A 24997-nucleotide genomic window follows, 5' to 3' on the forward strand; every position below is an offset into this window, starting at 1 on the left:
TCGGCCTGCCGCAGGAACCCAATGATCTGTTCCTCGCTGAATCTGCTCTTCTTCATGTCCGTCATTCTCCTGGTGGTTGACGGACTTCACTAACTTAAGACTGGTACGGCTGGTGGGGGGCAGGTCAAGAGCATTGTCCCAAAGCGATCGGGGCCAGTGTGACCCCAATAAGGGCGAGTCGCTGTCATTGCAGGCAAGGTACAAGACGATCCCATGCTAAGCACTTCTACATCAAGCCCGATGAGTTCGCCAAGCTGCCGGTACTAAGGCAGCCTGCGGACTGGGCCGGGGTGCTTGCGGCCGCGCAGACAGTCCTTTCTTCAAGTCCTATTGCTTTGTTGTCTCGCTCCTGCCCGGAGGAGCTCTGTTGGGCCCGGCCCCTGAGCTGATCTGTCAAAGATGTCAATACTTAAAATCGGCTCCCAGCTTGAAGCGATAGAAGTAAGTTGTATCCCAGAGAATCAGCTCGTTCTTGCCGCGATAGATTGAAGAGCCTTGTAAGAGCTTGCATGGCGATTCGTCGATCTGCTTGGTGGACTGCTTGATCGTGAGCTCGTCTTTCCAGTCAACTATGGCTGTCTTCAATTTGTTTGAAAGAAATGCGTCGAGACTTTTTCGTCCGCCCATGTCGTCTATCAAGTCAGCGAGCAAACGGTCCATCTTGAAAGGTTTGATCTTTTCAATCTGGTAATCGCACCATTCGCCGTTGAAGACAATTTTCTCGCTGCTGACAGTAATGGCTGCCACGTCGGCTGTGCGATTCGCCGGATTTTCGAGATAGGGGTGAATGGTTGCCGGAGGCTTGATGGGGGCTGCGATATGAGTAAGCCAATATGTCTGCTCAGCTTGCGATTGGCAGCCCGTCATAAGGTAAAAGAAAGCAACCGCAAGCGGCTTGTAAAAGCAATTCATTTGCTGTTCTCAGTGCGTGGAGTCGTAGTTGGCCCGTAAAAACATTGCGTTTTCCTGCTGCCGTCGGATGGTTAAGCCCTTGTTTCCGTTGTTTGTGATGTCGAGGAACTCGACGGCTGCTTCACTGTACTGAAGAGCGTTGACCTTCCTGCACAAATTTGGTGCTTTACGGATGAGGTCTCCGATGTTGAAGGCGAGCGAACACAGCGCATCGAACTCATGCTGAAGAAGAGGGGCTGTAATCGCTCGCTTGACGATGTTCTCATGTTTTCGTCTGTCTTCTTCAAAGAGTTCTTGCGCAGCCTCTTTTGTGATGCTTGTGCCAATTTTTATATTCTGACTGGCACACGACGTTTTCCCGCCGGTGAGGTGCCCCCAACCCACGGTGCAGTATCCGAGGTGGTCTTCATAGTATGCGAGTCGCAGCTTCTCATAATCCTTGATGAAGGCTTCCCCAGCCTCGGAAAGGCGAAGGCTGGTTGCCGGCTTCCGCTCCCCCGCGTCCGCTTTAGCGAGGCTCGGGGCTCCCTCTTTGAAGGTGTTTAGATAGCCCTCTTGAAGAATTGCCAACGGGTCGACTAAGTCGGACCTTCTCGAGTATTCGCCACCTGCGGATAAATTGTCTGCATTGTCCAATCCTGCTTTCCCGCTGAACAGCTCAAAGTGAAGCATCGACACATTTTTGTTCCGTGTCACCACGATTTTTTTGCCGCTGCCGTCTCGGAGGATTCCTGTCTTTCCGATGACCTCGCCTTGAGCAACGCGGTCCCCCTTTTTCAGTCTGATGGATTTTGGATCAAGTTCGCCATATCGCACAATGAACTCTCGTCCATCAGTGGTGGTGTGTCTGATGCTCACCTGATCGGTTGCGCAGTAAAAAGGGGAAACTCTAAGCACGATGCCGGCTGCGATGGAGTAGACCTCGGTTAGGTCGACTGCATACAAGTCCCGTCCAGCATGACGCCGTATTCCTCCACCTTGCCTTTTTCGGGTGGCGCCGAAGCAGGCTGCATTGGGGGAGTGGATTTTACGCCAGTCATTCCAGGAGAAACTGCCGCCCGGTTCATTGAGCGGCTTGACGCTGAACGGGAATATCACTGCGGATTGCTCGGACGGCAAAGTCATTACCGGCTTGCCCTCCACATTGGTTTGATTCCTCGGGGTCGTACTTTGGCCCGTCGTGGTTGTCGGTGCCTTCTTGGCATCTATCGCCGAATGCGGAGGGGTGCCGACCGGCTTTGCATGCGGCTGAGGTTGCGTGCTACGGTTCTTGACAGGTGGGACTTTCAGGATTTGCCCAATGGAAAGAGCGTCCTTGTTCTGAATTTCATTGATCTTTGCAAGATAGTCGACGCCGATGTCGTACGCCTTTGCTATCCGGGAAAGTGTGTCTCCCTTTTTGACCACATACGTGCCCCGCAAGTAGAGACCCGGCGCTCCGGCGGGTTCTGCCGCAACCTTTGTCTTGATTTTGGGGCTCACCAACTTGATCGCCATGTCGTCCAGCCCTGCGAAGAACTTAGCGACCGGTTTCATCTGTTTGGTGACCCAGTGCTCGACGTGAACCACAAGATCTCGGCCTTGAGCAGAGGTGAACTCCAGAACACCAGATGCGTTGGTCGAAGCTCTGTGCCATACTCTGTCCGCTGATCGGATTTCTACCTGCAGCCCCTTGATAGGCTGATCCAGTATGTCCACCAGCAGTAACCTGACTTTGCTCTTGTTCGTTTCCATGATTTTCAAGCGGCAGTTGCGAGTTCTCAGGCGCCCGTAAAGGCTTCTGGATACCTACGTTCAGGCAATATCAGTGTCCACGTCGTCTTCTTCGGCGTGGTGCAACTCTCCGGTGTTGCTTCGGTAATCGCCATCGTCGCCGATCACTGCCCACGCGCCGTCAGATCCCACCAGTACTTCAAATACCTCTGCAGCTTCGCGAGCCATTCTTGGGGTCTTGCCTGAAGACGATTCCACTTTGCCGTAGCTGACGCTTCCATCCGCGAACTTGGCCGTGAACTCCAGGTTGTCGGTCGGCTTGTTGAAGAACACGTCATGCACGTCCAGCGCAGCACTGAAGGCCGGTGTATGCGTCATAGGCAGTGTCAGCACCCCTGGCTTGGCCAAACGCAGACTGGCGCTGGCACTCCCCCCCGACGTCAACTCCTTCATCGCCGCCTTGAACTGCGCCATCCCGCTCGTGCCGATCTCGATGTTGCCGCCGTCGATCTTCACGTAGCCCCCGCCACCATTGAGCACGATGCGCGAGGGCGCCGAGATCACCACATCTGCCGAGGTGCTCTGCACGTCGACCGCCTTCAGCGCTGTCAGCGAAAACGCGCCGCTCTGCGCCTGCACGCTCACGTTGCCGCTGGCTGCATGCAGCTTCATGCCGACGTCCTTCACGGCGCGCTGTTCGTTCTTTGCTTCGCCGCGGGTGAACAGGCTGATGCCGGCTTTCACGGCCCAGGCCTGATGGCGCTGGGCGAGCAGGTTGGTGTCTTGCGCGGCGCTCAGTGTGGTGTGCTGGCCGGCGCTCAGCACCGTATGGGCCGGCGTCATGCCGGCGATGTCTCCGGCGGCGCTGGCCACCAGATCCGGTCGCTCGGTGACGGGGATGCTGCCGTGCCCGCCGCCAATGGGCACCACCTCGCCCGACGCGCCATCGGCTTCGCTGCCCTGGCCGTTGCCTTCCGTGCCTTTCAAGCTTTGCACCGTGGCCTGCAGGGCCTGGTGCGCCGGCAGTTTGTCGGCGTCGGCCTCGTTGGGCAGGTTGGCCAGGTGGGTGCGCGCGTTCGCGGCCAGCGATCGCACCAACTGAGCGTGGCTCGTGAGTTGAGCCTGTGCCTCGCGTGTGTCCATCGGGCGGGCCTGCGCACTGGTGCCGCCAGCGCGCGCAAAGCTCGACAGGTGCAGCCCCGAGGCGGCGCGCAAGGCGCCCTGCGCCAGGGTGTGCAACTCCAGCCCGTGCCCGCGGTGGGCCAGGCGCTGGTTGTCATGCTGTTGCAGCAGGTGGCCGATCTGCAGCCAGGTCTGGTTCTGGGTGGTGTGCGCCAGCAACCGCCCCTGCCCGGGCGTGTCGTCCAGCACGAGCTGGTTGTGACCGCCGCCGCCGGCCTGCGAGGCGTCCAGCGCCTGGCTCTTGAAGCCGCTCAGCGTCGCGGTGTGGGCGTGGCCCTCCAGTTCGCCGGCCTGCTGGCTGCCAGGGAACCACGCCGGTGCGTTGCCGGTGGCCGTGGCGCTGCCTGCAGCCATCTGGTTGCCCTGCGCATCGTCGGTGCCCTGGCCGTTGTAGGCTGCGCCCACCACCACCGGGCGGTCGATGTCGCCTTCAACGAAGCCGACGATGACCTCCTGGCCCAGGCGGGGAATGAAGACGCTGCCCCAGTTCTGACCGGACCAGTCCTGCGCCACGCGCACCCAGGTGCCGGAGGCGTCGGAGGCGGGCGCGTTGTCGTCGGCGGGGGCACTGAGGCGGTGGCTGCTCTGGGCACCGCGCTGCCAGTGGAACTGCACCTTGATGCGGCCGTCACGGTCGGTGTGCACCGGCTCGCCCAAACCCACCACCACGGCCGTCTGGGCCCCGTGCACCACGGGCCGTGGGTGCAGCAGGCGGCCATCGACACCACGCAGGGGGGCACGCACGGGCACGCTGTGGCGCTGGGCCGTCAGCCGGGCGCGGTACAGCGGCGCATCGGAGGCGTTTGCCTGCCCTTCGCCGCCCCCTGCGGCAGCCAGGGCGCCCAGCACGGCATCGCCCAGCAGGCGCTTCAATCCGGCCTGGGCGTCGGCCCCGAGGTTGTTGCGGGCCTCGTGCACCACGCCCAGCACCACGAACTGGTTCTCGGTGCTGCCGGTGCTCAGAAAGCCGGCATCGTGCTCGGCGTGCTCCTGCAGCGTGAAGGTGGTGGCCGGCGCCAGCGTGCGCACCGTGCCTTCGCCCACGAAGCGCTTGCGGGCAGCATCCAGCGATTGCATCTGCACCTGCGCGCGCCGTTCGGCCTGCGCGGGCGTTTCATAGGCGTAGGCGCCCGGCTGGTCGGCGTGGGCCAGGTCGAAAGGTTGGTCGTGGCCGGCCTCGCTGCTGGCACTGGCGCGGTGGTTGGCCACGGCCCGGTAGTCGAAGCTGGCGGTGTGCAGCGCGGCCGGGCCGACGCGGCGCACCCCGTGCCAGCGTGTGAGGCTGTCTTCCTTGAGCACGGCGCTGGCCTGGGTGAAGCGCACGCGCGGCTGGGCGTTGGGGCGGAAGGCCTCGTTGTGGTCGGCGATCACCAGGGTGTGGCGGCCCAGGTGAGGCAGGTCTGTGGGGCGCCCTTCGTGCTCGAACCAGGTGAACAGGCCTTCCTCAGCCCACAGGCGTTGCAGGAAGGCGAGGTCGGTTTCGTTGAACTGCACACACAGCGAGCGGCGGGCGTAGACGCTGCGGTCTGCCAGGTCGAAGCGCCACGCAGGCATCAGCGTGCCCTGTGCAGCGTAGTCGGCCAGCACCGCTTCGGTGATGTCGAGCACGCTCATGTCCTGGAACACCCAGGCGTCGGTGCGGTGCCCCAGGAAGGCCAGCCAGGGTTCGATGCGCAGGCGGTAGCGGGCGTAGCCGCCATCGGCGCCCAGCAGTTCGAAGGCGGTGACGTGGCCGTGGAAGGGGCGCAGCGTGTCGGCCGTCAGCATTTCCAGCAGCACGGGCTGGCCCAGCAGATCGACGGGCGCCAGGTCAGCCTGCGTGCTGAGCGCCAGCAGGTCGATGCACTGTCCGGTCTGGGGGGGCACCTCAGCCTGATGGCCGATGCCGGAGGTGCCGGCGCGGTGCGAGGTGGGCGCGTGGTCGAGCGTGTCGGGCAGCAAGGCGGCCCCCGGGCCGATGCCTTCGTGGATGCGCACGCGTTCGGCCAGAAGCGTCTCGGGGCCCAGCGGGGTGTGCAGACGCAGCAGCCGGGTGTGCTGGTTGGGGCCGAAGGCGCTCAGCTCGGCCAGCAGGCCGCCGAGCGCGCGGCGCGCAGCGTCACCCAGGGCATGCTGGATGCCGGAATGGTCGGTCATGGTCGTCCCTGATGTGTCGGGCGCCCGTGTGCGGATGCACGGGCGCGCTGTATGGGGGCGACGGTATCGCAAAAGCCCGGCCGTCACGCGGCACGACCCCCGTCTGGGGGCGCCCGCTGCACCGGAAAAGTGCAAGCGTTTGTGTCCGGTGTGACGAGGTCTGGAATGGCGCGTGCTTGACACCCCTGGCCGCTTTGGCAAACTGGTTTCAGCGCCGTACACACCGAGGACCCATGCAAGGCAAGTTACCGGGCAGTTTCAGCGAACTGGAGCACTGGCTCAACGAGCGGCGCGTGACCGAGATCGAATGCCTCGTCCCCGACCTGACGGGGGTGGCCCGCGGCAAGATCCTGCCGCGTCAGAAGTTCACCGAAGACCGCGGAATGCGGCTGCCGGAGGGCATCGTGGCCATCGGCGTGACGGGTGAGTTTCCGGCCAGCGGGCCGTACTACGACGTCATCACCCCGACCGACCGCGACATGCACCTGCAGCCGGATCCGGCGACGGTGCGCATCGTGCCGTGGGCGTCCGATCCGACCGCGCAGGTCATCCACGATTGCTTCGACCGCGAGGGCAACCTCATTCCGTATGCGCCGCGTTCGGTGCTGCGGCGGGTGTGTCAGCTGTATGCGGACCGGGGCTGGTCGCCCGTGGTGGCGCCCGAGCTGGAGTTCTACCTGATCGAGCGGTCAACCGATCCCAACATGCCGCTGAGGCCGCCCCGGGGGCGCAGCGGTCGGGCCGAAACCTCGCGGCAGGCCTACTCCATCGACGCGGTCAACGAGTTCGATCCGCTGTTCGAGGACATCTACGACTACTGCGAGAAGATGGAGTTGAACGTGGACACGCTGATCCACGAGGTGGGCGCGGGTCAGATGGAGATCAACTTCTTCCACGACCACCCGCTGGGCCTGGCCGACGAGGTGTTCTTCTTCAAGCGCACGATCCGCGAGGCGGCGCTGCGCCACGAGATGTACGCCACCTTCATGGCCAAGCCCATGGCCAACGAGCCGGGCAGCGCCATGCATGTGCACCAGAGCGTGGTCGACACGGCCACCGGGCAGAACATCTTCAGCAACCCGGACGGCAGCCCGTCGAAGGCGTTCTACTGGTTCATCGGGGGGCTGCAGCGCTATGTGCCCGCGGCCATGGCGCTGATGGCGCCCTACGTGAACAGCTACCGGCGCCTGGTGCGCGCCACGGCCGCGCCCATCAACATCCAGTGGGGCGCGGACAACCGCACCGTGGGCTTCCGTTCGCCCGTGGCCACCCCCGCTTCGCGGCGCATCGAGAACCGCGTCATCGGGGCCGATGCCAACCCGTATGTGGCGCTGGCGGCCACGCTGGCCTGTGGCTACCTCGGCATGGTCAAGCAGATCGAGCCGTCGCCGGAATGCCGGGGTGACGCCTATCTCGGGGACTATGGCCTGCCCCGCAGTCTGGGTGAGGCGCTGGCCCTGCTGCGCGACGAAGCCGACCTGGCCGAGGTGCTGGGACACGAGTTCGTCACGGTCTACACCGAGATCAAGGAAGTCGAGTACGCGGAATTCATGAAGGTGATCTCGCCCTGGGAGCGTGAACACCTGCTGCTGCACGTGTGAGCCGACCGACGCCGGCTGCTGCGCCGGCCTGCTTCTTGCAGGACCCGTGGCGTGGCTGCCGGGGTGCGGCGGCGACGGTCGGTGCGGCATGGGCGCCACAGCGGCACGTCACAATTTCAGTTTGAGGACCCGCCCCGAGTCGGGGCACACACGACATTGTTCGCCCCCGTTGGGCTGGAGATGACGACCATGCGTTTGAAGACGAGTGCGATGCCTTCCTGGGGCAAGCTGATGAGCTGTCTGGGGCTGAGCCTGGCGGTGGCTTTCGGGGCCCACGCCGAGGAAGAGAAGGTGCTCAACATCTACAACTGGTCGAACTACATCGCGCCGGACACGATTGCCAACTTCGAGAAGGAGACCGGCATCAAGGTCCGCTACGACGTGTTCGACAACAACGAGATCGTGCACGCCAAGCTGGTGGCCGGCAAGACGGGCTATGACATCGTCGTGCCCTCGTCGTACTGGGCCAAGCTGCAGGCCGATGGCGGGCTGCTGCAGAAAATCGACAAGAGCAAGATCCCGAACTGGAAGAACCTCGATCCGGCCATCCTCGCGCAGCTGGGGCGGCTCGACCCGGGCAACCAGTACATGGTCAACTGGATGTGGGGCTACACCACGGTCGGCATCAACGTGGACAAGGTCAAGGCCGCACTGGGCAGCACGCCCATGCCCGACAACGCCTGGGACCTGATCTTCAAGCCGGAGTACATCAGCAAGCTCAAGAGCTGTGGCGTGTCCTTCCTGGATTCGCCCACCGAGGTGATCCCGGCGGCGCTGCACTACCTGGGCAAGCCGGCGTACTCGAAGAACATCGCCGACTACCAGGCCGTGCCGCCGCTGCTGAAGACCATCCGCCCGTACGTGACGCTGTTCAGCTCGAGCGGTTACATCAATGACCTGGCCAACGGGCAGCTGTGCGCGGTGTTCGGCTACTCGGGCGACATCAACATCGCCAAGAACCGCGCGATCGAAGGCAAGACGGGCCAGAACATCCAGACGCTGACGCCCAAGACCGGCGGCGTGATCTTCATGGATTCGATGGTGATCCCGGCCGATGCGCCGCACCCCGACAACGCCCACAAGTGGATCAACTACATCCTGCGTCCCGAGGTGCATGCGGGCCTGAGCAACAAGGTGTTCTACGCCAACCCCAACCTCGCGTCGCGCAAGTTCATCAAGCCCGAAGTGGCCAATGACCCGGCGGTGTTCCCGCCCGAGGCCGAGATGAAGAAGATGGCGCAGCCCGAGGCGCTGAACAACGACATCCGCCGCCAGATGACGCGCATCTACACGTCCTTCAAGACCGGCCTGTAAAGAACACGATGAACAGCAGGACAGGGGAGGGCTACCTGGTCATCGACCGGGTGGTGAAGGACTTCGTGAGCCCGGACGGCGGCAGCTTCCGGGCGGTGGACAACGTGTCGCTGTCGATCCGGCAGGGTGAGATCTTTGCCTTGCTGGGCTCGAGCGGCTGCGGCAAGACGACGCTGCTGCGGATGCTGGCGGGCTTCGATGCGCCCACATCGGGGCGCTTGATGCTGGGCGGTCAGGATCTGGCCGGGCTTGCGCCGTACGAGCGGCCGATCAACATGATGTTCCAGAGCTATGCGCTGTTTCCGCACCTCAGCGTGTGGGACAACATCGCGTTCGGCTTGAAGCGCGAAGGCATGCCGCGCGCCCAGATGGCCGAGCGGGTGGAGGCCATGTTGAAGCTGGTGCAGCTGACGAAGTTCGCGCAGCGCAAGCCGCACCAGCTGTCCGGCGGGCAGCAGCAGCGGGTGGCGCTGGCGCGCAGCCTGGCCAAGCAGCCCAAGCTGCTGTTGCTGGACGAGCCGCTGGGCGCGCTCGACAAGAAGCTGCGCGAAGAGACGCAGATCGAGCTGGTCAACATCATCGAGTCGGTGGGCGTGACCTGCGTGATGGTGACGCACGACCAGGAAGAGGCCATGACCATGGCCAGCCGCATCGGCATCATGAGCGAGGGCCACATCCTGCAGGTGGGCTCGCCGCACGAGGTGTATGAGACGCCGTCGACGCGCTTCGTGGCCGACTTCATCGGCAACGTCAACCTGATGGACGGCACGCTGGTGGTGGACGAGGCCGACCACTGCGAGGTGGCCTGCGCCGACGTGCGGCACTTCGTGGGCCACGGCATCACGGGCCACGAGGGCATGGCGGTGACGGTGGCGCTGCGCCCCGAGAAGATCCGCATCGGCAAGCGGCCACCCGAGCCCCAGGCCGGCGAGCCCGCGGGGCCGTTGAACATGGTCAAGGGCACGGTGAAGGACATTGTGTACTTCGGCGACAGCACGGTGTACCACCTGGCCCTGCCCAGCGGGGCCGTGCTGAAGGTGAGCCAGGGCAACACGCAGCGCCACGTCGACGACGCGCTGACCTGGGGCGACGAAGCCCATGCCAGCTGGGCCCCGTCGGCCCAGGTGGTGCTGACGCAGTAAGGCGAAGGCGATGGCCCATCACCCCAAGCTGAACTGGCGGGACCGCACGCTGATCGGCGTGCCGTATGCGTGGCTGCTGGTGTTCTTCCTGCTGCCCTTTCTGATCGTGATGAAGATCAGCGTCTCCGAGATGGAGGTGGTGAGCTTCAAGGACCTGATCACCTGGAAGGACGGCGTGCTGCAGCTGAGCCTGAAGCTGGGCAATTACCTGTTCATCACGCAGGACGAGCTGTACTTCCTGACCTACCTGAACAGCCTGAAGTACGCCGCGATCACGACCGTGCTGTGTCTGGCCATCGGCTACCCCTTTGCCTACTTCATGGCGCGGGCGGACCGCAGCGTGCAGCCGGCGCTGGTGATGGCCGTGATGCTGCCGTTCTGGACCAGCTTTCTGCTGCGCGTGTATGCGTGGAAAGGCCTGCTGGGCGAGGGCGGCTGGGCCGCGATGGCGCTCAATGCGGTGCACGCCGACCAGCTGCTGATGGCGCTGGGCCTGATCCCCGGGCCCGGGCAGTATCTGAACACGGCGTTCTCGCTGGTGCTGGGCATGGTCTACACCTACCTGCCGTTCATGATCCTGCCGCTGTACGCCAACCTGTCGAAGATGGACCTGCGGCTGCTGGAGGCGGCCTACGACCTGGGCGCCACGCCGTGGGTCGCGTTCTGGAAGGTGACGGTGCCGCTGTCGCGCGCGGGCATCGTGGCGGGCTCGATGCTGGTGTTCATCCCGTGCGTGGGCGAGTTCGTGATCCCCGAGCTGTTGGGCGGGCCGCAGACGCTGATGATTGGCCGCGTGCTGTGGGACGAGTTCTTTGCGAACAACGACTGGCCCATGGCCTCGAGCGTGGCGGTGGTGATGATCCTGCTGATCATCGTGCCGCTGGCGTGGTTCAACAAGGTGCAGGCCGAAGCGCAGGAGGGCGGGCGATGAGCGAGGGGCTGCCGTCTTACCTGCGCCGGGGCCGCTGGGTGTCGCGCACCTGGCTTGCGCTGGGCTTCGCGTTTCTGTACCTGCCCATCGTGATGCTGGTGGTGTTTGCGTTCAACGCGTCGCCGCTGCCCTCGGTGTGGGGTGGCTTCACGCTGAGCTGGTTCAGCAAGCTGGCCGACGATACCGAGATCCTGCAGGGGCTGTGGCTGTCGCTGCGCATCGCTTTCTTCACGGCCTGCGCGGCGGTGGTGCTGGGCACGCTGGCCGCACTGGCGCTGGTGCGTTTCAAGCGCTTTGGCGGGCGCACGCTGATGGTGGGCATGATCAACGCGCCGCTGGTGATGCCCGAGGTCATCGTCGGGCTGTCGCTGCTGCTGATGCTGGTGTCGCTGCAGCGCTGGCTGGGCTTTCCCGAGCGCGGCATGGTGACGATCTGGCTGGGCCACCTGCTGGTGGGGCTGGCCTATGCCACGGTGGTGATCCAGGCGCGGCTGCAGACGCTGAACCCGCAACTGGAAGAGGCCGCACTCAACCTGGGTGCGCGGCCGGCGCAGGTGTTCTTTCTGGTCACGCTGCCGATGATCGCGCAGTCGCTGGCCTCGGCGTTCCTGCTGACCTTCACGCTGTCGCTCGACGACGTGGTGCTGGCGGCCTTCCTGTCGGGCCCGGGCTCGACCACGATGCCGCTGGTGATCTTCTCGCGTGCGCGGCTGGGGGTCGACCCGAGCGTGAACGCGGTGGCCACGGTGGTGATTGCCGTGGTGGCGCTGGCGGTGGTGGGCGGCAGCTATGCGCTGGCCCGTGCCGAGCGGCGACGGCAGCAGGACATGGCGAAGGCGGCCCACGGCTGAGGCGGGCCGCCGCGCATCCCTTTCCGGCAAGACAAGCACAACCGATTGCAACGACACCCGCAACGACATCAGGAGCCCAGCCCCATGAACACCGTGTCCTCATCCCCTGCGGCCCGTCCCGCCCGCGCCTGGCCGGCTGCCACCGCGCTGGCGGTGGCCCTGGCGGCGGCCTTTCCGCTGCCGGCGGCCGCGCAGTCGAACGCCGAGTTGCTGCAGGAGCTCAAGGCCTTGAAGGCGCGCATGGCCGAGCTGGAAAAGAAGCTCGAGGCGCAGGAGACGAAGCAGGCTGAGGCGGCTGCGGCCGCGCCGGCCCCGGGCATGACGCCCGAGCAGCTGCAGGACTTCAACCGCATCGCCGTGAAGGCCGAGGCGCTGGAGGACTCGCGCGACATGCTGGGCTTCAAGAGCCTGAAGATCGGCGGCTACATGGACCCGACCTGGATCTTCAACCAGCGGCAGCACCGCGCGGGCTTCCAGTTCCTCAACCCGGTGGACGAGGGGGGCTACTACTACGACACGTCCTACATCGGCACGGTGGCGCTCGACATCGTCAAGGAGACCGACAGCGGTGCGCGCTGGCGCCTGACGCTGGTGCCCCAGCGCAGTACGCAGGCGGTGTCGGAAGGCACGAGCTCGCCGGTGCAGGAGGCCTCGGTGTCGGTGCCCATCACCGACCTGCAGACGCGCTTCATCGCGGGGCATCTGCCCGACTGGTCGGGCTACGAGATGCTGCAGCCCACGCTCAACAAGTTCGTGACGCACAACCTGCTGTTCGACACCACGCTGCCGGCGTCCTACACCGGGGCGGGCTTCGAGATCCTGCGCGGCAAGTGGCTGACCAAGGCCGTGGTGGCCAACATGGCGGCCAGCCGCCGGCAGCCGAACGAGAAGACGCCCGTGTTTGCCTACCGGGTGGACTACGCGAAGGGCGAGTTCCAGGGCTTTGGCTTCGCGGGGATTCATGGGCGGGCGGCGAACTTCTCTGAAGGCGGCGGGCTGGATGCCGACGGTCAAGTGATTCGCCAGCGCGACTCCCGCGTGGACACCTTCGAGTTCGATGCCTACTTCATCCGTGGTGACTGGACGCTGCAGGGGCAACTGTCGGCGGGCCGCCAGCTGAAGGCGTCCGTCACACCCGCAGAGGATGGCACGCTGCGTGATGCCTACTGGACCGGCTTGTCCGCGCTGGCGGCGTACAAGCTCGAGCCTTGGCTGGAGATTGCCGCCCGTGCCGACTACATCTGGAACGGCAAGAACGGCGGCGGGTTGCTGACCTATGCGGTCGCCGACCCGTACAACGGCATCGGTCCGGCGCAAGGCGGCGATCCGAACAAGGGCGTCGACCGTGGCGCCCTCAGCCTCGGCCTGAACTACGCCTTCAACCTCAACACGCTGTTCAAGTTCGAGTACCGGTACGACTGGGCCAGCGGCCCGGTGTTCCTCGACACCCGGTCCAACGACTACAAGAAGTCCAACCAGCTGTTCGGCACGTCGGTGGTCGTCAGTTTCTGAGCACTCCGGCACAGGACGGGGCCGGCGGGTTCAAGTCTGGCGCACCTTGACCGATGTCTAGGCGGCAGCCTGACCGGTGGCGCGTGTGCGCTGGCCGGGGCGTGTGGCTGCACCTTCCGGAGTGTGTATGTCACGACTGTCCATCGGCCAGCGTCTGGCCCTGGGTTTCGCCCTTGTCCTGTTTCTTTGCGTCCTGACCACGGGAATCGGCCTGTGGCGTCTGCATGAGACGGCCCGTGAGACGGCCGGCATGATGGAGACCCCGCTGGCCAAGGAGCGTCTCGTCAGCGACTGGTATGCCAACGTGAACGCCGGCGTGCGCCGTACGGCCGCGATCGCCCGCAGCAGCGATCCGTCGCTGGTGGCGTTCTTTGCCGAGGACGTGGCCGAAGCGAGCAAGGCGTCCAGCCACTACCAGAAGTCGATCGAGGCCCTGCTGTCCAACCCGCGTGAGCGCCAGGTCTTCGACGAGGTGGCGGCCCATCGCAAGCAGTTCATCACCGTGCGCGACCGCATTGCCGAGCACAAGAAGGCCGGCCGCGTCGAGGAGGCGGGCACGGACCTGAACCAGCACTTCATGCCGGCCGCCAAGGCCTACCTGGGTGGCATGCAGGCCCTGCAGTCGCTGCAGCGCGAGGAAATCGACCGCCGCGCCAAGGACATCGCCACGCTGAATGCCGCCAGCGCGCGGCTGCTGTGGGCCCTGGGCGTGCTGACGCTGCTGTTGGGCGGGGCCGTGTCCTGGCTGATCACCCGCAGCATCACCGCGCCGCTGCACGAGGCCGTGAAGGCCGCCCAGCGTGTGGCCGCCGGCGACCTGACCGGACGGCTGGACACCACCCGCACCGATGAGACCGGTGTGCTGCTGCGCGCCTTGCACGACATGCAGGCGCGGCTGGTGGAGGTGGTGGGCCGCGTGCGGGGGAACGCCGAAAGCGTGGCCACGGCCAGCTCCGAGATCGCTCACGGCAACCTGGACCTGAGCCAGCGCACCGAAACCCAGGCCGCCGCGCTGCAGCAGACCGCAGCCACCATGGACCAGCTCAGCAGCACCGTGCGGCACAACGCCGACAACGCCAGCCAGGCCAACCAGCTGGCGTCGGGTGCGTCGAGCGTGGCCCAGCGTGGCGGCGAGGTGGTCGGCCAGGTGGTGGACACCATGCGCGGCATCCAGCAGAGCTCGGGCAAGATCGGCGACATCATCTCGGTGATCGACGGCATCGCCTTCCAGACCAACATCCTGGCCCTGAATGCCGCGGTGGAAGCCGCGCGGGCCGGCGTGCAGGGACGCGGCTTTGCCGTGGTGGCCGGCGAGGTGCGCGCGCTGGCGCAGCGCAGTGCCAGCGCCGCCCGCGAAATCAAGACCCTGATCACCGACAGCATCAGCCAGGTCGAGCAGGGCACGACCCTGGTGGATCAGGCTGGCCAGACCATGACGGAGATCGTCGACGCGATCCGGCGCGTCAGCGACATCGTGGCCGAGATCAGCGCCGCCAGCACCGAGCAGAGCTCGGGCGTGAGCCAGGTGGGTCAGGCCGTCAACCAGATGGACCAGGCCACGCAGCAGAACGCCGCGCTGGTCGAGGAAAGCGCGGCCGCGGCCGAGAGCCTGAAGCAGCAGGCCCGGCAGCTGGTCGAGGCCGTGGCCGTGTTCCGGCTGGATGGCATGGCGGCGGGGGCCCCGGTGGCGGCCACGCCTGCGCTGCGCGCCACGCCCGCTCCGATGGCGCCGGCGGCCCCGCGCGAGGCGGCGATGAAGCCGATGGCCCGTCCTGCGATGGCGGCGTCGACACAGACGGCCGCGCCCGCCGCGAGCCGCGCGCCGGCACGGGTGACGACCTCCGCCGCACCGGCTGCGCCGAAGCCTGCCACGGAGGTGCACGCCCCGGCCCACACCCCTGCCCAGGCGCCTGCCCGGCCCGCCACGGTCGCGGACGACTGGGAAACGTTCTGAAGCCGACGCGCCAGGGCGCTCAGACGCCCAGGCGGTCGCGCAGGTCGTAGTACAGCGCGCCCAGCGCCGTGAACGGCACCCGGAACAGCCGCCCGCCCGGGAAGGGCAGGTGCGGCAGGCTGGCGAAGGCGTCGAAGCGCTCGGCCTGGCCGCGGATGGCCTCGCTCCGCACGCGCCCGATGCCGCCTGCTCAGGGGGCCGTCAGCCAGTCCTGCAGCGGGGCCCACTGGCCCAGGTCTTTCTCGACCCGGTTGGCCGGCACATCCCACAGGCTGAGGCCGTGTGCGGCCAGGTGGGCGTAGTTCTGCGTGTCGCGCAGCAGCGTGACCAGCGGCACGTCGATCGTGGCCAGGAACTCGCACAGGTGCTCTGTGGCCTTGGTGTGGTCCTTGATGCGGTTGCCCACCACGCCCACCTGCTTGCCCTCCGCGCGGCCTTTCTTGGCCAGGGCCGTCAGGAAGTCCTGGGTGGCGTAGATGTCGAACACGCTGGCCTGCAGCGGCACGATGACCTTGTCGGCCAGCTTCATCACGGCATCCAGCCCCTTGCCGTGCAGGCCGGCCGGGGTGTCGAGCACCACGTGGGTCGTGCCCTTGGGCGGGCGCGCGATGTGGTCTTCGCTGATGTCCCAGGTGACGACACGCGGCAGGTGCGCCGGGCGCAGCCTGAGCCACAGCCGCGAGGACTGCTGGCGGTCGACATCGCCCAGCATGACCGCGTGCCCCTGGCGCGCGAACCAGCCCGCGATGTTGCTCGACAGCGTGGATTTGCCCACGCCCCCTTTGGGATTGGCGACCACGATCACCGGCATGACGTTCCTCCTGCATCAACCGGACCATTGTGGCGCAGGCGGCGTGGCCTTGTCGTGACGGTCTCGCCGGGCCGGGCGGGGATTGGCTAGAGTAGGGGGACAGGAGGATGCCCGATGACCGAACCCACCTTGCCCCCCGCTTCCCACCCCGCCGCGAGCGCCACCGCCGGCCTGTGGCGAGACCGGGCCGATGCCCTCCTGGCCGAAGGTCGGCTGGACGGCCGGGCCTTCATCGGCGGGCAGCGCGTCGCCGCCGTGGACGGCCAGACCTTTGCCTGCCACTCTCCGATCGACGGGCGCAAGCTCCTGGATGTGACGCGGGGCCAGCAGGCCGATGTGGATGCGGCGGTGCGTGCCGCGCGCCAGGCTTTCGAGGACGGCCGCTGGTCGCGCAAGGCGCCAGCCGTGCGCAAGCGCATCCTGCTGCGCTTTGCCGAGCTGATCACGCAGCACAAGGACGAGCTGGCGCTGCTCGAGACGCTGGACATGGGCAAGCCCATCCAGTACAGCCTGAGCGTGGACGTGCCGGCCGCGGCCCGCTGCATCGCCTGGTACGCCGAGGCCATCGACAAGGTGTACGACGAGATCGCGCCGACGCCGGCGAACGCGCTGGCGCTGATTCAGCGCGAGCCCGTGGGCGTGGTGGGCGCCATCGTGCCCTGGAACTACCCGATGATCATGGCTGCGTGGAAGCTGGGGCCGGCGCTGGCATGTGGCAACAGCGTGGTGCTCAAGCCGTCCGAGAAGTCGCCGCTGACGGCGCTGCGCCTGGCCGAGCTGGCGCTGAAGGCCGGTGTGCCCGAGGGCGTGTTCAACGTCGTGCCGGGCTATGGGCACGAGGCCGGCGAGGCGCTGGCGCTGCACATGGATGTCGATGCCCTCGGCTTCACGGGGTCGACCCGCGTGGGCCGCAAGATGCTCGAGTACGCGGGCCGCAGCAACCTCAAGCGCGTGTTCAACGAACTGGGCGGCAAGTCGGCCGTGCTGCTGTTCGACGACTTCGATGACCTGGACCGGGCCGCCGCGACGGTGGCGGGCAGCCTGTTCTTCAACCAGGGCGAGTCGTGCAACGCGCCGTCGCGCCTGCTGGTGCACGCGTCCATTGCCGATGCGGTGGTCGAGCGCATCGTCGCGCTCACGCCGAAGTTCCAGCCGGCCGATCCGCTGTCGACGGGCACCGTCATGGGGGCACTGGTCGACGAGGGGCAGCTGAACACGGTGCTGCGCTACATCGAGCAAGGGAACGCGCAGGGCGCGCGGTTGCTGGCCGGCGGCCGCCAGGCGCGTGCCGACACGGGCGGGTTCTACGTCGAGCCCACGGTGTTCGATGGCGTGCGCAACGACATGACGATCGCGCAGGAAGAGATTTTCGGGCCGGTGCTCAGCGTGGTCCGTTTCGAGGACGAGGCTCAGGCGGTGAGCCTGGCGAATGCGTCCAGCTACGGCCTGCAGGCCAGCGTGTGGAGCCGCAGCCTGGACCGCGCCCACCGCGTCGCACGCGCGCTGCGTGCGGGCACGGTGCACGTCAACCAGTACGACGACGACGACATCACGGTGCCGTTCGGGGGGGTGAAGCAATCCGGCAATGGCCGCGACAAGTCGCTGCACGCGCTGGAAAAGTACACCGAGTTGAAGACGACCTGGATCCGGCTGGACGGGGCCTGAGTCAGTGGGCTTGAGTCAGCGGGCCTGAGTCAGCGCGCGGCCTCGGCCTGCGCCGCGGTGGCGCGGGCTGCGTCGAGCCAGACGGGCTCGGCCTCGGTGGCGCGCCGCACGGCCTGGCGGGCGGCCTCGCGCGCGCCCGTCGGGTTGCCGCGTTGCAGGCGCACGCCGGCCAGGTTGTTCCAGGCGGCTGCGCTGTCGGTGCGCGCGGCCAGCTGCGCGAAGGCCGCTTCGGCGGCGGCCAGGTCGCCCTGGGCCACCAGGCTGTTGCCCAGGCCCATGCCGATCACCGTGTCGTCCGGCCAGCGGGCGGACGCCGTCTGCCAGGCCAGAGTGGCCCGCGCGGGGGGCGCCAACCGGCTGAAACCCAGCAGCGCATCGCGCGTGGCGGCCACCTCTGTGGTGGCCGGCAGGGTGTCGGGTGGCAGGGCCACGAAGGCCCAGTGGCGTGAGCGGGCCCAGGTGTGCTCGAAGGTGGTCAGGGTCATGCGCGCCTCGCGGGTCTCGCCCGAGCGCAGCAGCACCTCGCCGCCCGGCAGGTCGTAGCCCACCACCACGGCGTAGTGCCACATCGGCATGATGGGCAGGCTCAGGTTCAGCAGCACGCCCACGGGGTGGCCGGCCGCCACCTCGCGCAGCACGGCCACCAGCCGTGGCGGTAGCACGGTGGGCACGACGTCGTGCCTGCGGCCGGCGGCCAGCATCTCGAGCTGCAGGCTGCCGCCGCGTTCCGGCACAAAGACGGCTTGGCTGAGTGCCTCGGGCGCGACCGGGCGGCCCGCAGCACCCAGCAGCGTGGCGAGCACGGCCGGGCCGCATTGCAGGGCGGTCTGCGGGTGAAAGGGCGTGTCGGTGAGGTTCACCCGCGCCGGCAGGTCGGCCGGCGGCTGTGCGCGCAGGGCCTGCGACTGCGGGGCGCCGGAGCCGACGAGCGCGGCGCAGCCGGGCAGCAGGGGCAAGCCCCCTACCAGCCCGGCGGTCAGCACGGTGCGTCGAAGCGGGTTCAGCGGATCGAGCGGGTGAAGGGGAACACCTTGGTGAAGCCGAGGATGTCGGTCACCAGCAGCACGAGGAAGATGAACACGACGGTGCCCAGCACGTCGCCGGCGCCGGCAGGGGCGTGTTCCAGCGTGTCGGCCAGGTGGGCGACTTCGGCGTCGGTCAGCGATGCGACACGGGCGCGGGCGTCGTCCAGGTTCACGCCCTTGGCGGCCAGGGCTTCGGCCACATCGGCACGCTCCAGCGTGGCCAGCACCTCGGCGCGGCGCTGGCTGGCTTCGGCCTGCGTGACCTGGCCGGCCACCGCCTCGGTGGCGATCATGCCCGCGTGCGCGGCCTGGAGGCCGGCGGTGTGGCTCAGGGCGGCGGCCACCACCCAGGCGACGAGTTTCATCTTGCGGTTCATGGGTACATCCTTGAGTTGTTGTCGCCAAAGCATACCGCTGCCCTCCGGGGATGCAACAGGTCGATCGGTAAGCAAGCGTGAACGACCGTCCCGCGTTTTTGCGCTCAAAATCGGGTCATGTCTGCCTTGCCTGTTCTGGATGTCGTCTGCCTGTGCGCTGCGTGGTGTGGCACCTGCCGCGAGTACGAGGCCGTGTTTGCCGAGCTGAAACAGGGGGCACCCGGGCACCGCTATCGCTGGATCGACATCGAGGACGAGGCCGACCTGGTTGGCGACGTCGATGTGGAAACCTTCCCGACCCTGATGGTGGCCTGGCAGGGCCGCGTGCTGTTTGCGGGCCCCGTGCTGCCGCGCCTGGGGGACGTGCAGCGCCTGCTGGCGGTGCAGTCCGAGCGGGTGGCGGCATGGCAGGCGCGTGGGGAGACCCCGGCGCAGCCGGCGCTCGGTGTGCCCGAGGACCAGGCCCGGGCCTATGTGTCCCTGGCGCACCAGCTGCGTTGACGGGCGCGGAGGGGTGCCGGGGGCCGCTCACAACATGGCGGCGAACTCGGTGTGCAGCGGTTCATGCCGGATGTCCGGCGGCGTCCAGTGCCCTAGCCAGGACAGAAAGTCGCCGGCTGGCATGGGTTTGGCGATGAAGTAGCCCTGGGCCTCGTCGCAGGCCAGGCCCTCCAGGATCTTCCAGGACTGGGCGCTCTCCAGGCCTTCGGCCACCACCCGCAGGCCCAGGTTGTGGGCCAGGTCGATGGTCGAGCGCACGATCTTGGCGTCCTGCACGTCGTTTTCCATGTTCATGACGAAGGACTTGTCGATCTTGAGCTCATCGACTGGCAGGCGCTTGAGGTAGGCCAGCGACGAGTAACCCGTGCCGAAGTCGTCGATCGACAGCTTCAGGCCCATCTGGTGCAGGCGCTCGAGCGTGCCCAGGGCGCGCTGCGGATCGTCCATGATCGCGCTTTCGGTGATCTCGAGCACCAGCCGCGACGGGTCGGTGGCGTGGCGCTGCAACAGGGTCTCGACCTTGGCCGGCAGGTCCTGGTCCATCAGGTCGCGGGTGGAGAGGTTGACGGCCAGCTTCAGGGCCAGCCCGTGCTCGGCCAGGGTCTGGCTGAAGCGCGCCACCTCAGCCAGCACCCACATGCTGAGCACTCGGATGAAGCCGGTCTGTTCGGCAAAGGGGATGAAGCGCATCGGCGGCACCATGCCGCGCTCGGGGTGCTCCCAGCGCATCAGGGCTTCGGCGCCCACGACCTGGCCGGTGCGCAGGTCGATCTTCGGCTGCAGGAACAGTCGCAGCTGATGGTGGTCGACGGCATGACGCAGCTCGCCCAGCAGGGTCAGCGAGGCCTCGCTGCCGGAGTCCAGCCCGGCGTGGTAGGCGATCACCCCCGCCTGCTTCTGCTTGGCAGCGTACATCGCGACCTCGGCCCGGGCCAGCAGCACGTCGGCGTCCTCGCCGTGATCCGGCGCGACCACCAGGCCGATGCCGGCACCCAGGTCGATCCGGTGATCGTCCAGGGCCACCGGCATTTCGAGCGTGCCGAGCAGGGCCTGCGCCACTGAATGGGCCTCGGCGGCGCCGGTCTCGGGCAGCAGGATGGCGAACTCGTCGCCGCCCAGCCGGGCGAGCACGGCGCCGGGCGTGGCTGGCATGGCATGGCGCAGCCGATCGGCCACCGCCCGCAGCAGACGGTCACCCACGCGGTGGCCCAGCACGTCGTTGACGTGCTTGAAGCGATCGAGGTCGAGCATCAGCACGGCACAGGGCGCCGTGCCGCCCGCCCGTGCCAGCAGGGCCGCGCGCAGATCCAGGCGGAATTGCGCCCGGTTCGGCAGGTCGGTCAGCGGGTCTTCGTAGGCCAGGCGCCGGACTTCGCGGGCGCGTGTCTGCAGGGCCACGCGCATCGTTTCGAACGACTGCGCGAGTTCACCGATCTCGTCGTGGCTGGGCAGGGCCACGGTGGTGTCGTAGTCGCCCTCCTCCAGTCGGCGCGCCGAGCGTGACAGCAGGCGCAGCGGGGTCGTGATGTAGCGGGCCGTGATGGCGCTGCCCACGGCAAACACCACCACGCCCAGCAGCGACAGGACCAGCAGGATGCGCTGCAGGGCCCGATGCGGGGCGAGGGCCTCGTCGACGGAGCGCAGCAACAAGGCCGTGACGGGGGGATGGCCCTCGCTGCCGGGAAGGGCCACGGCGCGGGTGTCGAGCTCGGTGCCGCTCAGGAAGACCGCGTGATGGCGTTCGCCGCGTTGCGGGTCGAAGTCCTGGCGATCGGGCCGCCATGACGCGCCCAGCTGAGCCCACTCGTTCTGCGGACGGGTGGACAGCATGGTGTGCCACTGGGTGCCCGGCTGGGCCTGCATGAGTGCCGCATCCAGCCCGGACAGGCTGCGCAGGTCCTGCAGCAGACTCTCGCCTACCGCGAAGGCCATTCCCACCCAGCCGATGACGCCGGTGGCCTTCACCGGCACGGCCACGATCTGATAGGGCAGGCCGTCGATGACCTCGAACAGGTGAGCCTGTGTGCGGCCTTCGTGTCCCCGGCGTGCATAGTGCGCCATGGCCTGTACGAACCGGGCGCCCCGCGGATCGGTGGCGGCGACGAGCCGAAAGTCGGCGTCGGTGTAGGCGGCCATGGCAGCGTCCACCCGTCCGGCGCTGTTGTCCAGCGCGGACTGGACCGTGGCCGCATCTCCGCTGGCAATGGCCGCGCGGAACCCGAAATCCGAGGCGAGGACCCGGGTGGCCTGGCTGAGGTTGACGTTGTTCTGTTCGAGCAGGCGTTGCAGCACCCGCTCGCCCGTCTGCAGGTCGGCGAGGATCTGGCTGCGCGCGATGCCTTCAATGTGGTAGCGGATGAACCACCAGGTTCCTCCCTGGATGACCAGGAGGAGACCGAGAAAGACCACGACGATGCGCGCCTGCAGGCTGTGGGCAAGAAAGGTGCGCATGAGGGGCGAGACCGACGACGTTCAGGACGTGCGGCCACCTCCGCGTCGGCCGGGCGGAGGCATGGGGCGCTGTGTGTCGTGGCGAACCCAGATGGCCATGGCCTGGTCCAGCCAGTGGCCGGCGTGGTCGGTGGGGGCCGGCACCGGGACGTCCGCACCATGCGGGGCACGGCTTTGGGCGGTACCGGGCGGCAGAGGTGGACTGGGATTGCGGGTGACCATGATGCGGCGGGGCGGGTTTGCGTTGAGTCGCTCTCGTGTTATCGGTCATCGTCGTCCATCCTTGACATCGGCAAGACCCGTAACAAGGCGTGCAAACCGGCCCTGTTCGTGCCAAAGCTCACGCCGCAGCGCGCTCCGGAATCGTCTGCTGCAGCTTCTCGTCGAGCCGCCCCAGGAAGCGGCGCACGTCGGCCGGATCGACCTCGTCGTTCTGGTGGATCACCGTGAGCAGCTGACGGCCTTGCAGGCTCAGCGCCCCGATGAGCAGGGCGGTGCTGACGGTGGCGGGCCAGAACTCGGTGACGCGCAGGGTCGCGTCCTTCGGATTGATGAATTCCGCTGGCCCGAGGTTGGTCAGGTGGCAGCTGACCGGGGCAAAGCGCTGGCGCCGCTTGGCCTGCACGATGAGGTGGCTGTAGAGGCGTCGACCCATCAGCGGCAGCCACTCGTACACGGTCAGCGGCAGGGCGTGGTCGCGGCGCTCGTAGCGGGCCAGCTGCTGTCTGACCTGGGTGTCGAGGTCGGCGATCTGTGCGGTCAGGTCGGGTTGAGGCCGCCCATGCACGACGAAGGAATGGACATGGTTGCCGATCTCGGGGGACTGCCCGGCCGGGAAGTGGCGACGCAGGTCGACCGACAGGCGGATGGCGGCCCGGGCCTTGGGGTCGCCCGCGGCGTCTTCCAGAAAGACCTCGGCCACCAGGGCCAGCAGCAGCGTGTTGACGGTGGTGCCCTGGGCCTTGGCCAGCGCCTTGAGGGCATCGGCCGGCACGCTCAGGGCGTGGTGGTGCACGGTGCTCGTGGTGAAGCGTGGCGAGGACCGGCGCGCCAGCGTCAGCACGCGTGTGCCGGCACGCTCGCGGGCGTCGGCGCGGGCCTGTTTGAGGAACCGCGCGATGCTGCCGGGCCAGTGCCACCAGGCCTTGGGCCGCACGGCCGGCGCCATCGACGCGCTCTGCAGCGGCATGGCGGCAATGGGCTGGCCGTTGAGCCGGGCGACCAAGGCCGCGATGAACTGCACCATCGAGCGGCCGTCTCCGATGATGTGGTGTGCCGAAAACGCCAGTACCGGCTGCGTGGGGTGGGGCAGCAGCCGGGCGCGCCAGGGCAGCCCGCGCTCCATGGGCATCGGGTCGTTCAGCAGCCGGGTGTGCCAGGCCTGGAGGGCCGTGCGCGAGGTCGGGTCCACATCGCCCTGCACCTGGAAGGCATCGTCGAGCAGGGCGTCGATGTGGGCGTCGTCAGGCAGGATGCGCAGCGCGTGGCTGAACCGCGTGGGCTCGACCACGCCGCGCAGACGGGGGCAGGCGCTGGTCAGCTCCCGCAGCGCCTGGCGCACCGTGGCGGCCTCCAGCGGGCCCTGGAAGCGCAGCACATAGGGCTGGTGGATGGAGCCCAGGTAGCCCTCGCACGCCCAGTAAAGGTGTTCGGAGCGGTTCAAGGCCTGAAGGTCGTCGGCATGGCTCACGGCGGTACATCCTGGATCGCGGTCTGTCGGTTCCGCGTTTGACGCGGTGCGATCCACTGTAGCCAGCCGGTTCCCCCGGGCCTCTGAGGGGTTTCCTTGTCCGACACCCCGGGCTTGAGGGGGGCGTCGGGGCGTGTGGCTCAGACCCGCGCGGGCGTGGCCACCACCTTGCTCAGCTGCTGAGCCAGACGGCGCAGGGCGTCCCACGGGTCTTCCGGCCACTGCGGGTGCCGCAGGCCTTTGACGATGCCGTCGACGATGCTGGCGTTGGCCACCAGGCGGGCCAGCGTGCCCAGACGGGCTTTGGGCAGGATGCGTTCGAACAGGCGCTCGCGCGGGCCCCACACGCGCTGCTCGCGCAGCACCATGGGCAGTGGCTTGCCCCCGTCGAGCGCCTGGCGGGCGCGGTACAGCGCGAGGATGTCTTCGGCCAGGGCCCAGTGCACCAGCACGGCGGCTTCGCCCTCGGCCTGCAGGCCGTCGATCATGCGCAGCGTGCGCTGCAGCTGGCCGGACAGCACGGCCTCGCTGAGTTTGAACACGTTGAAGCGGGCCACGTCGACCACGGCCTCTTCGATCTGTTCGATGGTCAGCACGCCGGGCGGGTGCAGCAGGCCGAGCTTGACGATCTCCTGGTGGGCAGCCAGCAGGTTGCCCTCGACGCGGTCGGCGAAAAAGGCCAGCGTGCGCTGCCCGGCCTCACCGGGTTCGACCTGCTGGCCCTGGGCGGCCAGTCGCTGCGCGATCCACACGGGCAGCTGGGCCCGCTCGATCGGGTCGCACCGCAGCGTGACCCCGATGCCATCGAGCGCCGAGAACCAGGCGCTGCTCTGCTGGGTCTTGTCCAGCCGGGGCAGCGTCACCAGGGTGACGACGGCGTCGTTGCCAGCCGCGGTGTCGCAGTACTGCTGCAGCGCCTGCGAGCCGTCCTTGCCGGGCTTGCCCGAGGGAATGCGCACCTCGATGAACTGGCGGTCGCCGAACAGCGACATCTCGCTGGCCGCACCCAGCAGCCCCGACCAGTCGAAGTGTGCGCCCGCCACCGTGTGGACCTGGCGCTCGGTGTGGCCAGCGGCCCGGGCCGCGGCGCGGATGGCGTCCCCGGCTTCCTGCACCAGCAGGGGCTCGTCGCCGTACAGGGTGTAGACGGGCTTGAGCGTGCCACCGCATTTCTGCAGGTGGCTGGCGAGCTGGTCGTGGCGCAGTTGCATGGCGCAGCGGGGCAGCCG

19 protein-coding genes are annotated in these 24997 nt (G+C 67.3%); 9 read left to right on the top strand and 10 right to left on the bottom strand.

Annotated elements, in window-relative coordinates:
• Positions 1-402: 402 nt before the first annotated feature.
• From QZ709_RS19675 to tssI, 3 genes are read right to left on the bottom strand one after another with little or no spacing between them, the layout of a single operon-like run.
• Complete coding sequence (locus QZ709_RS19675; protein ID WP_294639238.1) at positions 403-912, bottom strand: hypothetical protein; 510 nt, start codon at positions 910-912, stop codon at positions 403-405.
• A 9-nt stretch (positions 913-921) separates the two neighbouring features.
• Positions 922-2646 (bottom strand): LysM peptidoglycan-binding domain-containing protein, encoded by a 1725-nt coding sequence (locus QZ709_RS19680; protein WP_294639239.1) that lies wholly within the window; start codon positions 2644-2646, stop codon positions 922-924.
• Between the two features lie 60 nt (positions 2647-2706).
• Positions 2707-5943 carry a type VI secretion system Vgr family protein gene (tssI, locus tag QZ709_RS19685; protein ID WP_294639240.1) on the bottom strand — a complete coding sequence of 1079 codons (3237 nt, stop codon included), beginning with the start codon at positions 5941-5943 and terminating at the stop codon, positions 2707-2709.
• Positions 5944-6176: 233 nt separating this feature from the next.
• Between tssI and QZ709_RS19690 the strand changes: the two genes are divergently transcribed.
• The 7 genes from QZ709_RS19690 (at position 6177) to QZ709_RS19720 (ending at position 15248) form a co-directional block, all read left to right on the top strand.
• Complete coding sequence (locus QZ709_RS19690; protein ID WP_294639241.1) at positions 6177-7544, top strand: glutamine synthetase family protein; 1368 nt, start codon at positions 6177-6179, stop codon at positions 7542-7544.
• Between the two features lie 231 nt (positions 7545-7775).
• On the top strand, positions 7776-8858 hold the full coding sequence (locus QZ709_RS19695) for a polyamine ABC transporter substrate-binding protein (protein WP_294639410.1): 1083 nt from the start codon (positions 7776-7778) through the stop codon (positions 8856-8858).
• Positions 8859-8866: 8 nt separating this feature from the next.
• The gene (locus QZ709_RS19700) at positions 8867-10000 is read left to right on the top strand and encodes an ABC transporter ATP-binding protein (protein WP_294639242.1); all 1134 of its coding nucleotides are present in this window, start codon (positions 8867-8869) and stop codon (positions 9998-10000) included.
• A gap of 10 nt (positions 10001-10010) precedes the next feature.
• On the top strand, positions 10011-10931 hold the full coding sequence (locus tag QZ709_RS19705) for an ABC transporter permease (protein WP_294639243.1): 921 nt from the start codon (positions 10011-10013) through the stop codon (positions 10929-10931).
• A complete protein-coding gene (locus tag QZ709_RS19710) occupies positions 10928-11782 on the top strand; it encodes an ABC transporter permease (RefSeq protein ID WP_294639244.1) in 855 nt (284 codons plus the stop codon). Before QZ709_RS19705 ends, QZ709_RS19710 begins: the two co-directional genes overlap by 4 nt.
• Before the next feature lie 84 nt (positions 11783-11866).
• Positions 11867-13294: a DUF3138 family protein gene (locus QZ709_RS19715; RefSeq protein ID WP_294639245.1), complete on the top strand. Its 1428-nt coding sequence runs from the start codon at positions 11867-11869 to the stop codon at positions 13292-13294.
• 127 nt (positions 13295-13421) lie between these two features.
• Positions 13422-15248 (top strand): methyl-accepting chemotaxis protein, encoded by a 1827-nt coding sequence (locus QZ709_RS19720; protein ID WP_294639246.1) that lies wholly within the window; start codon positions 13422-13424, stop codon positions 15246-15248.
• A 19-nt stretch (positions 15249-15267) separates the two neighbouring features.
• Here QZ709_RS19720 and QZ709_RS19725 read toward each other — a convergent pair whose 3' ends face one another.
• Positions 15268-15420: a hypothetical protein gene (locus QZ709_RS19725; protein ID WP_294639247.1), complete on the bottom strand. Its 153-nt coding sequence runs from the start codon at positions 15418-15420 to the stop codon at positions 15268-15270.
• An 18-nt stretch (positions 15421-15438) separates the two neighbouring features.
• The gene (locus QZ709_RS19730) at positions 15439-16059 is read right to left on the bottom strand and encodes a ParA family protein (protein ID WP_294639248.1); all 621 of its coding nucleotides are present in this window, start codon (positions 16057-16059) and stop codon (positions 15439-15441) included.
• A gap of 114 nt (positions 16060-16173) precedes the next feature.
• On the opposite strand from QZ709_RS19730, the gene QZ709_RS19735 reads away from it, so the two are divergent.
• Positions 16174-17724: an aldehyde dehydrogenase gene (locus QZ709_RS19735; protein ID WP_294639249.1), complete on the top strand. Its 1551-nt coding sequence runs from the start codon at positions 16174-16176 to the stop codon at positions 17722-17724.
• Positions 17725-17753: 29 nt separating this feature from the next.
• Here QZ709_RS19735 and QZ709_RS19740 read toward each other — a convergent pair whose 3' ends face one another.
• Both QZ709_RS19740 and QZ709_RS19745 read right to left on the bottom strand, forming a co-directional pair.
• Entirely contained in the window at positions 17754-18680 is a 927-nt protein-coding gene (locus QZ709_RS19740) for a PA2778 family cysteine peptidase (protein WP_294639250.1), read from the bottom strand.
• A 44-nt stretch (positions 18681-18724) separates the two neighbouring features.
• The gene (locus QZ709_RS19745; RefSeq protein ID WP_294639251.1) at positions 18725-19126 is read right to left on the bottom strand and encodes a PA2779 family protein; all 402 of its coding nucleotides are present in this window, start codon (positions 19124-19126) and stop codon (positions 18725-18727) included.
• Positions 19127-19243: 117 nt separating this feature from the next.
• On the opposite strand from QZ709_RS19745, the gene QZ709_RS19750 reads away from it, so the two are divergent.
• On the top strand, positions 19244-19627 hold the full coding sequence (locus QZ709_RS19750; RefSeq protein ID WP_294639252.1) for a thioredoxin family protein: 384 nt from the start codon (positions 19244-19246) through the stop codon (positions 19625-19627).
• Positions 19628-19654: 27 nt separating this feature from the next.
• On the opposite strand, the gene QZ709_RS19755 is transcribed toward QZ709_RS19750, so the two are convergent.
• From QZ709_RS19755 to holA, 3 genes are all read right to left on the bottom strand, one after another.
• The gene (locus QZ709_RS19755) at positions 19655-22078 is read right to left on the bottom strand and encodes an EAL domain-containing protein (protein WP_294639253.1); all 2424 of its coding nucleotides are present in this window, start codon (positions 22076-22078) and stop codon (positions 19655-19657) included.
• A 340-nt stretch (positions 22079-22418) separates the two neighbouring features.
• On the bottom strand, positions 22419-23768 hold the full coding sequence (locus QZ709_RS19760) for a condensation domain-containing protein (RefSeq protein ID WP_294639254.1): 1350 nt from the start codon (positions 23766-23768) through the stop codon (positions 22419-22421).
• A gap of 140 nt (positions 23769-23908) precedes the next feature.
• Positions 23909-24979: a DNA polymerase III subunit delta gene (gene holA / locus QZ709_RS19765; protein ID WP_294639255.1), complete on the bottom strand. Its 1071-nt coding sequence runs from the start codon at positions 24977-24979 to the stop codon at positions 23909-23911.
• Positions 24980-24997 lie beyond the last annotated feature (18 nt).

The organism is uncultured Aquabacterium sp. (genome assembly GCF_913773725.1).
Classification (GTDB): Bacteria; Pseudomonadota; Gammaproteobacteria; order Burkholderiales; family Burkholderiaceae_C; genus Aquabacterium.